The 12,643-nt window shown below is 61.1% G+C and carries 13 protein-coding genes and 1 tRNA gene; 8 read left to right on the forward strand and 6 right to left on the reverse strand.

Features of this window, described 5'->3' with window-relative positions; all coding sequences use genetic code 11:
- Positions 1-317 precede the first annotated feature (317 nt).
- From OXH74_RS18620 to OXH74_RS18645, 6 genes are all read right to left on the reverse strand, one after another.
- Positions 318-1,010 (reverse strand): SOS response-associated peptidase, encoded by a 693-nt coding sequence (locus OXH74_RS18620; RefSeq protein ID WP_375738283.1) that lies wholly within the window; start codon positions 1,008-1,010, stop codon positions 318-320.
- A gap of 230 nt (positions 1,011-1,240) precedes the next feature.
- Complete coding sequence (locus tag OXH74_RS18625) at positions 1,241-1,504, reverse strand: hypothetical protein (protein WP_375738284.1); 264 nt, start codon at positions 1,502-1,504, stop codon at positions 1,241-1,243.
- Between the two features lie 85 nt (positions 1,505-1,589).
- Positions 1,590-2,387 (reverse strand): hypothetical protein, encoded by a 798-nt coding sequence (locus OXH74_RS18630; RefSeq protein WP_375738285.1) that lies wholly within the window; start codon positions 2,385-2,387, stop codon positions 1,590-1,592.
- A gap of 272 nt (positions 2,388-2,659) precedes the next feature.
- Complete coding sequence (locus OXH74_RS18635; RefSeq protein ID WP_375738286.1) at positions 2,660-3,196, reverse strand: hypothetical protein; 537 nt, start codon at positions 3,194-3,196, stop codon at positions 2,660-2,662.
- A gap of 92 nt (positions 3,197-3,288) precedes the next feature.
- Positions 3,289-3,687 (reverse strand): helix-turn-helix transcriptional regulator, encoded by a 399-nt coding sequence (locus OXH74_RS18640; RefSeq protein ID WP_375738287.1) that lies wholly within the window; start codon positions 3,685-3,687, stop codon positions 3,289-3,291.
- A gap of 192 nt (positions 3,688-3,879) precedes the next feature.
- Positions 3,880-4,191, reverse strand: coding sequence for a hypothetical protein (locus OXH74_RS18645; protein ID WP_375738288.1), 312 nt, complete (start codon positions 4,189-4,191; stop codon positions 3,880-3,882).
- 480 nt (positions 4,192-4,671) lie between these two features.
- On the opposite strand from OXH74_RS18645, the gene OXH74_RS18650 reads away from it, so the two are divergent.
- From OXH74_RS18650 to OXH74_RS18685, 8 genes are all read left to right on the forward strand, one after another.
- Positions 4,672-4,758, forward strand: a tRNA-Leu gene (locus OXH74_RS18650).
- A gap of 174 nt (positions 4,759-4,932) precedes the next feature.
- Positions 4,933-5,298 (forward strand): hypothetical protein, encoded by a 366-nt coding sequence (locus tag OXH74_RS18655; protein WP_375738289.1) that lies wholly within the window; start codon positions 4,933-4,935, stop codon positions 5,296-5,298.
- A gap of 230 nt (positions 5,299-5,528) precedes the next feature.
- Positions 5,529-5,933 (forward strand): hypothetical protein, encoded by a 405-nt coding sequence (locus OXH74_RS18660; protein ID WP_375738290.1) that lies wholly within the window; start codon positions 5,529-5,531, stop codon positions 5,931-5,933.
- Positions 5,930-6,496, forward strand: a complete 567-nt coding sequence (locus OXH74_RS18665; RefSeq protein ID WP_375738291.1) for a DUF6988 family protein — start codon at positions 5,930-5,932, stop codon at positions 6,494-6,496. Before OXH74_RS18660 ends, OXH74_RS18665 begins: the two co-directional genes overlap by 4 nt.
- 300 nt (positions 6,497-6,796) lie before the next feature.
- A complete protein-coding gene (locus tag OXH74_RS18670) occupies positions 6,797-9,799 on the forward strand; it encodes a molybdopterin cofactor-binding domain-containing protein (protein WP_375738292.1) in 3,003 nt (1,000 codons plus the stop codon).
- Positions 9,796-10,602, forward strand: coding sequence for an FAD binding domain-containing protein (locus OXH74_RS18675; protein ID WP_375738293.1), 807 nt, complete (start codon positions 9,796-9,798; stop codon positions 10,600-10,602). Before OXH74_RS18670 ends, OXH74_RS18675 begins: the two co-directional genes overlap by 4 nt.
- A 2-nt stretch (positions 10,603-10,604) precedes the next feature.
- The gene (locus OXH74_RS18680) at positions 10,605-11,111 is read left to right on the forward strand and encodes a (2Fe-2S)-binding protein (RefSeq protein WP_375738294.1); all 507 of its coding nucleotides are present in this window, start codon (positions 10,605-10,607) and stop codon (positions 11,109-11,111) included.
- The gene (locus tag OXH74_RS18685; RefSeq protein ID WP_375738295.1) at positions 11,111-12,643 is read left to right on the forward strand and encodes an AMP-binding protein; all 1,533 of its coding nucleotides are present in this window, start codon (positions 11,111-11,113) and stop codon (positions 12,641-12,643) included. The genes OXH74_RS18680 and OXH74_RS18685 overlap by 1 nt, the downstream gene beginning before the upstream one ends.

Genomic DNA, 12,643 nt, shown 5'->3' on the forward strand with positions numbered 1-12,643 from the left:
GAGTTCGAAAATGGCCTGGCGTAAAGCCGGTCGAAAAAGGGACAGATCTATTTTTCCTACTCCAATGTTCCCTATCGGCCGCTTTCTGCCAGTCGCTTTCTCGGCGGTCCCTGGCCATGTAAGCAGTGCTTAGTGGGAACGAAAATGGGGGGGCACGCGGGACGCAATCTCGCAAACTATTCCCAGTCGTCTGGTCGCTTGTCTTTGCTGGGGGCATTGTTGCTCATGCGCTTCACGTCCGGAGCCGGCACCGTTTCTGGTGGTTTGCTGGGGCCCCTGGGGTTTCGGTTCGGGCGTGCGGACATTCGGGTCTGTGCTCATGGCGTGATCCTCCAGTTGATCGGCTCGATCAAGTTGGGCCGGTCGTTGCGCACATTGCCGACGTCCTTACTGACGGGGAACCACTCGAAGACCTCCGACAGCTCACCTTGCTGCAGGATCATTTCCTCGGCGCGCTCCTTGGGCGTGGCCGGATCCAGCCATTCCTGGGCGAGATCCGGAGCGAACACCACCGGCCGGCGGTCGTGGATGTCGACCATGCCACCCTGGCTGTCCGCAGTGATGATTACGAAGCCGTCATGCTCGCTGGGCTCATGGCCGCCACCCGGGTACTGACCGATGCTCGCGCAGAAGCTCGGCGCGCCATCCTGTCTGCGGATGAAGTAGGGCTGTTTCTTCGGCCCGCCCTCGTTCACCCATTCGAACCAGCCATCGATAGGGCAGAGCGCACGGTGCGGCCAGATGGTACGGAAGAAGGGGCCATGCGCGACCTTCTCAGCGCGGGCATTGGTCGGTGCCGGCTTGTCGGTCGCCCAGTGCGGGCGCCAACCCCAGCGCACCCGCTGGGCTACCAGGTCATCACCCTCGACATTCAGCAGCCGCGCTTGCGCTGTCGGCGGCAGGTTGTACCGGGGCGGGGCTTCCTCCGCCTCTGGATATGGGCTCGGCCAGCCGGTCAGCAGATCGACGATCTCACGGAAGGGGCCGAATTGGGCGATGCGGCCGCACATGACCCTTTCCTCTCCAGGGTTGGAGGGGAAAGGGTAGCCCAGAAACGACGAAGCCCGCACAGGGCGGGCTTTGTCGATGGGGCTGATCCTTCAGCTGGCGGTCATTCTAGATTCGGCTGATGACGGTTTTGTGATGATGACACACTAGCCCTTGGCCTGATCGAATTCGCCTGCGGCCCACTTCTGCGCTCGCCCGTGGGGAGGAGCTCAGTCACGCCAGGCGTGAGAAGCTATTCAGGCCGATAGCTCCAGAGAGAGCCGACGACTCCGCAGTTCCTTTCGATGGAGCCGAGCGCTTCCAGCGCATCGAAATCCTTCGAGCGCCATCCATCAATGTTGGCGTGGATGAGCGCGCGACAGTTTGCTGGGAGTCCGAGGCTCCCGTAACGCGGCGATCCGTTCGGATCCCGGTCGAGGTGCAGTTTCCATCCTGCTGTAAACGAGACCGCGGCGACGATGGCCGTCCATACCAATAGGCCTAGTTTCTTCTTCACGATGTTCCTTTGAGTCCGCGGTTGGGGTGGGAAGGGCAGATGCGGAAAGCCCCGCTCGGAGGCGGGGCCTCTGTATCAGGAGTCTCTAATCAGCCCCCGGTTCAATGTCGATCACGTCGATGAGGCGACTGATTGTGTAGAGCGCTATGCGCCCGCCGTGGGCAGTCTGAGTAAATAGATCCACCAGGTAGGCCTTGCGGAAGGGATTCTCGTGGTCGAGCGCCATCTGCTGCTTCAGGCTCTCATCGGCAAAGCGTACGTTAACCGCATGGTCGGCAAGGTCGTCAACGCGCTCCTTGTCACCGGATTTCGCATTCAGCTTTCTGTTCGCTTGGTCCCAGTAGAAAAGTACTCCTTTGTGCGGGACGCCCTGAGCCACTTCGCTGATGGTATCCAGCCGACTCTTGGCCAAGCCAAGGATGGTTCTGGCCTGAGGCTCGCTAAGCGAGACATTGATGTTGAATGTTCCGCCGCTGATCGTCCCTATGTTCATCTGCGCCCCGTTGTCGTGAATGGTGGGTTTCACGATGTTGGAAATATTCTTGAGCGTTTTCCTCTCGTCGGCAATTTCAGGTCGATCGCCTTTGGAAAGCATCCAGTCGAACAGAGCTTTCAAGTAGGTCGCGTAGTCGCCGACACTCTTCAGTACGTCAAGTAGTGGCGGGGTTCCGGCTAGAAATGGGGCAATGTCTGAAATAAGGCTGCCATTGCTCACGGACGCCATGTTCATCCTGAACGCGGCTTTTTCGTTTTTCGCGACGTGCAGAGCGATGAACTCCTCGAACTCGTCCGCAACAGCCATCAAGCCCTGGGCGTAAGCTTCGGTTGTCACCGGCCTGACGTTCTTGATCTCGTACCTGAGAAGCTCTACTGCCTCATCCATGTTCGCGCCTCACTGCCCCGCAATCTCCCGATACCGCCGCTAGCCGGTCATCAGTGTTCTAACGAACGGATCCAGGTCAGGTTCGCCCTCGGCGCTCCTGACCTGGCCTACGAATATCCACTCATCTCCATCCCATGTGATCAGTTGGCTTTTGGGCCTGACCGTATTGAAGACTACTCGATAGCCGTGCTGCTCTTCGCGAACGACAACGCAGCGCTCGAAGGCGACAAGGGCCCACTCCCTGGGCTGGAGGGTAGGATGAACTGGCATCGTCAGTTCTCCGTGATTTCCCGGTATCGCCTCTGGTACTCCTCGTAGCTCAGGCCCTGTTGCTGCTGGAGCATCTGGAGTTGGTTATGCTGCCATTGGGTCTGGCCGAGCGGAGGGTTGCCAAGCGTTGCTGGCGCCATGACTTGCGGCTTGAGAGTGGCCCCGGCCTTGGTGGGCAGGTCGTACATGGCGCCTGTGGCCGGATCGATGATCAGCATGCCGAGCACGCCGCCTATTAGGAGGTTGCCCCAGTACCAGCCATCAATGCCCGAGTTGACCACGAACTGCTCGTCGGCATACCCGGGCTTGCTGAACTTGACGGTATACATCTCGCCGTCGAAGTAGCCAGCGCTTGAAGCGAGCTTGACGGTGGCCGGCGTGGTGCCGTTGTAGACAACGTTGTCGTCTTCGTCACGGATCTCGATGCTGGCGCCCGATGGCGCGCTGGTGACCTGGACGGGGTAGGTTTCCTCGCTGAAGATGCTGGCGCAGCCAGTGGTCATCAGGGCAATCGATGCTGCGAGCAGAGTGGTGCGCATGGCGACCTCCTTGTCTTGATGTTGGATTGCCATCATAGCCAGCGCTCGCCTTGGCTGGCTATGGGCCGTCCGACAACTTTAAGGCGTTCCGCCTACAGCTTCTTTCCGCTCCACACGTAGAGCACCCTGGCGTGGATAGTCACTTCTGCGACGGACACGGTGCGGTCTTTGTGCTTGGGGTTGTCCGAGATCAGGTCGAAGTGATCGGCGTCTGCTTTCGGCAGGCGCTTGATATAGAGGTGTTCGTCCCAGGTCAGGACGTAGACCCCGTCGCCAGCGAACTCGGTTACGCCGCGGTCGACGATCACCGGATCCTTGTCGTTGATCGTCCCCTCGATCGACTGGCCCCAGCCGGTGATGATCGAGAGGTTCGCGGGGGAGGTGTACTCCAAGCCCAGCCTTTCCAATTGCATTCCGCTGACCACCACGTTGCGGAAGAACTCGGCATAGTCGGCCGGTACCATCACATGCGGTGCATTTTTCCAAGCCATGATCTGCCCTTGCCATCTAGCAGGGATTGTCATTGAGCTACGGTATACCGCTCGTCGTCCCTTGGTGTTACTGCTTGGTTGATGCAAGCGTCCGCTGGGCTATCGAACGCTGCTCGCCTGGAGGCAGAGTTGGAGAAGTGTGCTGCCCAGGTATTGGACTGTATCCAGAAGCAGAAAGAGGGGCTGCGATGATCATTCTCGTCGGAGCAAATCAACGATCACCGCTGTTGTCGCTACCATTAGGCCCACCAGGAAGCCACCAACGGCAGCCTGGATGACTTCAGTGTGTGAGTTGTTTTGCAGCCAACCAATGAAGCCGACGAACAAGGCGATGTTCAGTGGGTAGACTCCAAGCGGCCTCAGCATTCCCTGCCAATCAGGTGATCCCTTGGTTCGTTCTGGCAGTTCCGTGCCTGAGCGTGGCTGCCTGGAAGCCGGGAACTTGCATGAAGGACAGATCAATGCGTCGGCTGGAGTTTGCGCCTCGCAGTGTTCGCAGTACATGCTGATTCTCCTACTAACGCCCAATCTCGAGTAAGACTGCATGGATGAATTAGCCTGATCGAAAAGGCTTCGCCAAAAGGAGAAGACCAGCGGGCTGAAACTCGATATGAGGGGGGCAGGAGGGAGCTGGGGGCATCTGATTTAGGGCGAAAATCGTTTCCGCATCGAAAAGGCAGGCCCGCGCCGTTGCTGGCTTGCAGGCTGGTCATAATCTGATTGTTACGGAAACGAAATTCGCGTAAGCTGTTGAAATTGCGTGGCTTTATGGTCGGAATGCAAATCCGTGTACGCCGGTTCGATTCCGACTTCGGCCTCCATCATAGAAAAGCCCCGTAGATCTTTGATTTACGGGGCTTTTTCTTAAGCTTTGATACTTGGCCTCACGTTCTTGCGACAAGAGGGGGGACTGTTTATAGTCCCGCCTTCGATCGGCGCCCCCAATGGGGTGACCGTTATCTGCCCTGGCAGAGCAGCGCTACCGCCCGGATGGCGAAATTGGTAGACGCAAGGGACTTAAAATCCCTCGCTGGTAACAGCGTGCCGGTTCGACCCCGGCTCCGGGCACCAATAAAATCAAAGGCTTACCGTTTTTGCGGTAAGCCTTTTTTGTTGGGCGATGGCATTTCGTGTCTGTTACGTGTCTGTTAGAGGCGGGACACAAGCGGACGTGGGGCGACACAGGGGTATCGCCCCTAGAGGGGCTACACTTGCAGCGTCGCCGTATCCACGGGGTGCCCTTGCATGGAACCCATCACCGGGTCATCGAATGTCACGCTCGATCCAGTCAGAAATGCCCCAGCGACCCCGCCCCATACCTATCTCGGTGTAGCGGAGAGCATGATCCCCGGCGTCAAGGTACTGGCCGACGCTCCCCCCGCCTGTGCTCCCGCTCTTGCTCTAGTTGCTGCACACGTCTTGGAATGTTTGCTGAAAGCCTACCTGTCCAGAGACGGATCAGATGATGGGCTCAAAACACTCAAGGAAAATGCCATACGTCATAACCTTGAAAAGCTCTGGGCGATGGCTCATTCGCAGGGACTCCAGATTTCGGAGCAGCCCCCGGATTGGGTCGTTACGCTCAGCAGACTGCACAAAAACCCGTACTAACTTCGTTACTCGACTGATGTTCACGGGATCGTTTCGCCAGGAGCCGAACCCATGGCATCTCAATTGCTGGCTTTGTTCCCGTTGGTGCAGGCAAATGGGCGTCTAACCGGCACCAAGTTGTTCGCTTCGGGCCAAAACCCACCCGTTGAACCTAGTCGTTAGAATTCAGCGGTCGATCCCTTAGAATATTCATTGATGGAACAGCTAAGCCACTTTTAAAGGAGCGACTCTTGAGTTCATTTCAGAAAACACGCGCAATGAATCTTATTGGTGCAGTAGGCTTTGCAATTATGGGCGCTGCACTCTTCCTCAATAAGCTGGGCGGGCAATCAGTTGGCTTGCTCGCGATCATCGCTGCCGTGTATGCACTACTGATCTGGATTGCCATTGGTACTGCGAGAGCAGTGTCGATGTCCGGCAGCTACAAACTGCAACGGCAAATGCTGTGGCTCAATTGGGGGCTAATCAGCTTTTACGGATGCGGGGTGGCATTAACGGTATTGGCAACCATTGGATCGATAGATGTTATGAAACGAATGGTGCTAGCAATGACACCTGGAATTCTGATCTTCGTTCTCCTGGGGTTTATAAATATCCGTGATCTTCGCACCAAATTGAGTGAACTCCAGTCATGACCTACGAGAGTGCGCTATCTGAATCACGTAAAGAGGCAGCGATTATTTCACAGCGCCTGCACGGTCTTCGCCTGAAGTCTGATGCTCGATCAAAAACCGCTGCTGCTTGTTTCGCTATCGCACAACAACATCACTCTTCAATATTGATCCTGCTATCGAACCGACCTGCCCTTGAAGCTACCGCAATGGCGCTGCTACGACTTTTATTGGAGGCTACATTGCGCGGCCTTTGGGTTTCCCGTTGCGCAACGGATGAGCAGGTAGACCGAATTGCAACCGGGGCAAAGAGACAGGTCGACATGGCGAGTGTCATCACTGAACTCGGGAAACTATTCAATCTCAAATCGGCCCGTAGCATTCTTTACGATAAGGCCTACCATGTCCTGTCTGCATATACCCATACCTACGAGCAGCAAGTACAACGCTGGATATGTACGAATGATATCGAGCCAAATTACCAACCCGATGAAATAGTGTGCTTACTGGAAAGAGCAACAGACGCGATGCGACTTGCAGCTGAAGGAGTGAGGGCGATCACAGTCATGGATAAAGACAAGCCCTAAAACGTCATCCCAGGTCTATAAATGTCTGCTTTGGCTCCAGCGCGCCCGGTCACCTGATGGCCTACCCTCGCCGACTCCCCGTCATCCAGTAGGAAGCGCTCATCGAGTAGAGCGCCTCGGGCCTGAGCCGGGTCTAGTGGAGCAAGACAGGTTCGAATTCTCCTCACCCATCAGACTAAAAGGCAGTCCAGCGGACTTCCGGACAGATATTCATCGGCCCAGGCAAGGCGGCCGGCTGGTTAGGCTCCATACACTTCACTACGAGTAAATCGCGCACAACAATAAACGCGAGAAGTAGTGATGAACCTATATCAGCCTGACCTCATTACCCAGCACAGTGGCCATATCGGAGCTCGCCAGACCCGTGTCGAGGACGCTGCATTGCTGCGTGGCCTGGGTTGCTATGCCGACGATGCTGCCACCCCGCCCGGTACTCTGCATGCCGCCATTGTCCGTTCACCTCATCCCCATGCGCGCATCACGGCCGTGGACTTCTCCAAAGCGCTGCTGATGAAAGGCGTGCACGGCGTACTCATTGGTGAGGACGTCAGGCGTTGGGCCTTGCCATTCCCGGTCGGCGTGCGCCAGCCGATGGAGCATTGGTGCATCGCCGTGGACAAGGTGCGCTACGTCGGTGAGCCGGTGGCGGTAGTGATCGCCGAGAGCCGTTACCTGGCCGAAGACGCCCTGGAAGGCGTACGTGTCGACTATGAGCTGCTGCCGCCGATCATCGACCCAGAGGCCGCCACCACCGAACAGGCGCCGGTGCTGCATGAGGCAGTCGGCAGCAACGTGGTCAACGAGCGGCATTTCCGCTACGGGGAACCGGAACAGGCCTTCGAGCAAGCGCCGCACCGGGTATCGTTGAAGGTGCGCTTTCCGCGCAGCTCCTGCACCCCCATCGAATGTTACGTGGTGCTTGCCCAGTACGGGCGCGCCACCGGCATCTACGATGTGCTGGCTAACTTCCAGGGACCCTATGCGCTGCACACGGTGATGGCCCGCGCGCTCAACGTGCCGAGCAACCGCCTGCGTCTGCGCACGCCGAAAGACTCCGGCGGCAGCTTCGGTATCAAACAGGGCGTGTTTCCCTACGTGGTAATGATGGGACTGGCGGCACGCAAGGTCGGAGCCCCGGTGAAATGGGTCGAAGACCGCCTCGAGCATCTGCAAGGCGCTTCCTCTGCGACCAATCGGGTCACCGAAATCGAGGCGGCGGTGCAGGCAGACGGTCGCATCACCGCCCTGCGTTATGACCAGATCGACGACTGCGGCGCCTACTTGCGCGCACCGGAGCCGGCCACCTTCTACCGCATGCACGGCAACCTCACGGGTGCCTATGCGATTCGTAATCTGCTGGTGCGCAACCGCGTGGTGCTGACCAACAAGACCCCCACCGGCCTCAACCGAGGCTTCGGCGGCCCGCAGGTGTACTTCGCCCTAGAACGTCTGTTGCAGCATATCGCCGTGCAGTTGGATCTCGATCCGCTGGAGGTGATCCGCCGCAACCTGGTACCGGCCGACGCCTTCCCCTACCGTGCCGCGGCCGGCGCTCTGCTGGATTCCGGCAATTACCAGGCCGGCATCGATTTGGCGATCAAGGACGGCGGTCTCGACGAGTTGTTGCGCCGCCGCGACCAGGCGCGCGGCGAAGGCCGGCTGTACGGCATCGGCTATGCCGCGGTGATCGAGCCGTCGATCTCCAACATGGGCTACATCACCACTGCGATGACTCCCGAGGAACGGCGCAAGGCCGGGCCGAAGAACGGTGCGGTGAGCACGGCGACCATCAACGTCGGCCCGCTCGGTGACGTCAGCGTGCACGTCTCTTCGACGCCCCAGGGCCAGGGGCACCAGACCGCGGTGGCTCAGGTAGTCGCCGATGTGCTCGGCGTGGCGCTGGAGTCGATCGTGGTCAACGTCGAACTGGACACCCAGAAGGATGCGTGGTCGATCGCCTCGGGCAACTATTCCAGCCGCTTCGCCGGCGCGGTGGCCGGGGTGGTCTACCAGGCTGCGCTGAAGGTGCGCGATCGCCTCGCCGCGATCGCCGCCGCGCAACTGCAAGCCAAACCGGAAGACATCCGCTTCGCCGACGGCAAGATCTTCGTCGCTAACGGTGGTCCTTCTGCACCCTTTCACCGCATCGCCGGCGCCACCCACTGGACGCCTGGCCTGCTCCCGCAAGGCGAGCCGGGTGGCCTGCGCGAGACCGCATTCTGGAGCCCGCCGCAGCTCATGGCGCCAGACGACTGCGATCTCATCAACAGCTCGCTGTGCTACGGCTTCGTCTTTGACATCTGTGGCCTGGAGATCGACCGCGTCACCGGCGAGATTCACATTGACCGCTACGTGACGTGCCACGATGCCGGCCGCTTGCTCAATCCCGCGCTGGTCGACGGGCAGATCCGCGGCGGTTTTACCCAGGGGCTTGGCGCGGCACTGATGGAGGAGTTCGCCTATGGCGAGGACGGCAGCTTCCTCTCTGGAACCTTCGCCGACTACCTGGTGCCCACTGCACCGGAAGTGATCGAGCCCGTGATCCTGCATCTGGAAACACCGTCGCCGTTCACCCTCCTGGGGGCCAAGGGCGTCGGCGAGGGCAACAACATGAGCACTCCGGTATGCATTGCCAACGCCGTGGCCGATGCCCTCGGCCGCGCCGACATCCGCCTCCCGCTGACACCTTCGAAGGTGCGCACGCTGATCGGCATCGACGAGCCGCCGCGGCCGGCCGGCATGCAGCAGGACGACGGTTTCGCCACAGAGCCGGCCGGTGGTTCGGCCCTGCGCGCCAACGATGCGGTGGTGATCCCGGCCCCGCCACAGCAGGTGTTCGACACCCTGCTCGACCCGGCCACCCTGGCGGCGATCATCCCCGGCTGCCATGCCCTCGAACTGCAGGGCGAGAATCGCTACCGCGCGGACGTCACCGTCGGCGTCGGCATGATCCGCGCACGCTTCGAGGCCAAGGTCGCCTTGAGCGAATTGGACCCACCGCATTCGTTGCGCCTGTCCGGCTCCGGCACCAGTTCCATGGGCTCGGCCGAGGGCCACGCCAGGGTGCGTTTCGTCGCCTTGGAGAACGGTCACACGCGCCTGGAATATCAATACCAGGTCGCAGTCAGCGGCAAGGTCGCCGCGGTCGGCAGCCGCATGATGCAAGGGGCCTCGAAAGTGATCATTGGGCAGATTTTCACCCGCCTGTCGCAGCGGGTTAGTGGCCAGGCGATCGCCGGTGGCTGGTGGGCGCGCCTGCGTGCGCTGTTCGCCAGGCTGTTCGGCAAGGGAGGTGCGCAATGAAACCGGCTGCCTTCGATTATGTCCGCGCCGAGAGCCGCCGCCAGGTCCTGGAGCTGCTCGCCGAGTATGGCCAGGAGGCGCGCATCATTGCCGGCGGGCAGTCGCTGATGGCGGTGCTGAACATGCGCCTGGCCCAGCCCAAACTGCTGATCGACATCAACCAGGTCGCCGACCTGGACTATATCGAGCTGCGCAAGGATCGTCTGGCGGTTGGCGCGGCGGTGCGCCAGGCGCAGTTGCTGGCGCGGTCGACGCTGGTCGACGAGGTGCCGCTGCTGGCTCTGGCGATGCCCTGGATCGGCCACTTCCAGACCCGCAACCGCGGCACAGTGTGCGGTTCGGTGGCCCACGCCGACCCCAGCGCCGAGCTGCCGCTGTGCCTGGTGACCTTAGGCGGCGAGATCGTCCTGGAGTCGAAGAAGGGCAGGCGCGTGGTCACGGCCGCCGAGTTTTTCCAGGGCATCCTCACCACCGACAAACGCGCCGGCGAACTGGTCGTCGAGGTGCGCTTCCCGCTCAAACGCGAGGGCATCAGCTACCGCTTCCAGGAAATCGCCATGCGCCACGGCGACTTCGCCATCGTCTCGCTGGCCGCCTGTGTCGGCGCCGACGAGGTGCGCCTGGGCGTCGGCGGGGTCGCCGATCGCCCGGTGGTGCGTAGCCTGCCGCGCGGCGCGGCGCTGGCGGATGCGCTCAACGAAACCGCCTGGTCGCTCGACGCCCAGGACGATGTGCACGCCAGCGCGGTCTACCGCCGGCAACTGATTCGCGAGCTGGGTCACCGGCTCATCGAAGGAGTCTGAACATGCGCGCAACCGCCGAACAACGTTTCCCCGTCCGTCTCGAACTCAATGGTCGCTCGCGCGAAGGCCTGGCCGAGCCGCGCACCCAGTTGTGCGATTTCCTGCGCCACGACCTCGGCGCCACAGGCGTCCATGTCGGCTGCGAACACGGCGTCTGCGGCGCCTGCACGGTGCTGGTGGACGGCGTCGCCATGCGCTCCTGCCTGATGCTCGCCGTGCAGGCCCACGAGCGGCGGATCGAGACAGTCGAATCGCTGGCCGACGACGATACGCTGAGCGACCTGCAACAGGCGTTCCGCCGTCATCACGCCCTGCAGTGCGGTTTCTGCACTGCGGGCATCCTCATGTCCTGCGTGGATTTCCTCGAGCGGCAGCCCGACCCGAGCGAGGCCGAAGTGCGCGACATGCTTTCTGGGCACCTGTGCCGCTGTACCGGTTACACCGGCATCGTCCAGGCGGTGCTGGAAGTGGCTGCCCAACGCCAAACGAACGAAGAGGTACAACAATAATGTTCGATCTCGGACGCAGCTTTCTCGCTGCCGTGGAACGCCGCCCGCTGGCCACTGCGGTCAGCGACGGCACAGTGAAAAAAACCTACGAACAGTGGTTCGCCGATATCCAGTGTGCCGCCCACGGCCTCGAGTCACTGGGGCTGGGCAGGGGGGATCGCCTGCTGGTGGCCATGCAGAACCGCTGGCAGATGGCGACCCTGCACTGGGCCTGCCAGTTCGCCGGCATCGTCATGACCCCGCTGAACTGGCGCTCGACTGCCGAGGAGTTGGCCTACTGCATCGAGGATGCGCAGATCCGCGCATTGGCCTACGACGACTCCACCGTTGCCGCGGTCGCTGCCTGCGCGGCCGCGATCGATCTGCCGCGGATCGCCGCGGGTGAGCGCGCCGCAGACGGCGACCTGAGCTTCGCCGAGCTGTGCGCAGAGGCGCCGACAGCGACCATCCTGCGCGCCACGCCCGAGGATTTCTCCCTGCTGCTCTATACCTCCGGCACCACCAGCAAGCCCAAGGGCGTACCGCGCCGGCATCGCGCGGAACGCGCCGCGGCGGTCGCCCATGTGGCGCAGAACCTCTATCGCCACGGCGAGTGCACCCTCGGCGTGATGCCGCTGTACCACACCATGGGCGTGCGCTCGCTGCTGGCCATGGCGCTGATCGACGGGCATTTCGTCTGTGTGCCGAAGTTCGACGTCGAGGCCACCCTGGAGGCTATCGAGCGGGAACAGGTCAGCAACCTGTACCTGGTGCCGACCCTCTATCACATGCTCATCGAGCACCCAGCCTTCTCCCGCGAACAGGTCGCCAGCGTGGAGAAAATCGGCTTCGCCGGCGCGCCAATGAGCGACGGGCTGATGCGCCGCGTCGAGCAGACGTTCCAGCCACAGTTGTTCGTTAACCACTACGGCAGCTCGGAGATCTATACCTTCACCATCGACCAGCAGGCCAGCCGCAAGCCTGGCTCCTCAGGGCGCAGCGCGCTGAACCAGCGGGTGCGGGTGGTGCCGATCGACGCCGAATCGGCACAGGTGCAAACCAAGCCCATGGAGGAGGGCCAGATCATCGCCGACCTGGCCAGTGACGAGGCGTTCGAAGGCTACTTGAACCGCCCCGAAGCCACGGCCAAGGCGCTGCGCGAAGGCTGGTATTTCACCGGTGACACCGGCTATTTCGATGAGGACGGCGACCTGTTTGTCACCGGGCGAGTGGACGACCTGATCATCACCGGCGGCGAGAACGTCAGTCCGGTGGAGATCGAGAACGTGCTCTCACTGCACCCCGCCGTCGAGGAAGTGGTGGTGGTCGGTTTACCGGACGAGCAGTGGGGCAAGATCATCGCTGCCTTCATCAAGCTGCGTGCCGAGGTCAGCGAAAGCGAACTGGATGCCCACTGCATCACCTCCGGCCTGGCCAAGTTCAAGCGGCCGCGGCGTTACCAGTTCACCGAGCAAATTCCCAAATCCCCCGTTGGCAAGGTGCTGCGCCGCGTCTTGCTGGCTCAGTACCAGGAACAGGCCCAAAAAGGCTGA

This window comes from Metapseudomonas boanensis (assembly GCF_042232855.1).
In the GTDB taxonomy this organism is placed as follows: Bacteria; Pseudomonadota; Gammaproteobacteria; order Pseudomonadales; family Pseudomonadaceae; genus Metapseudomonas; species Metapseudomonas boanensis.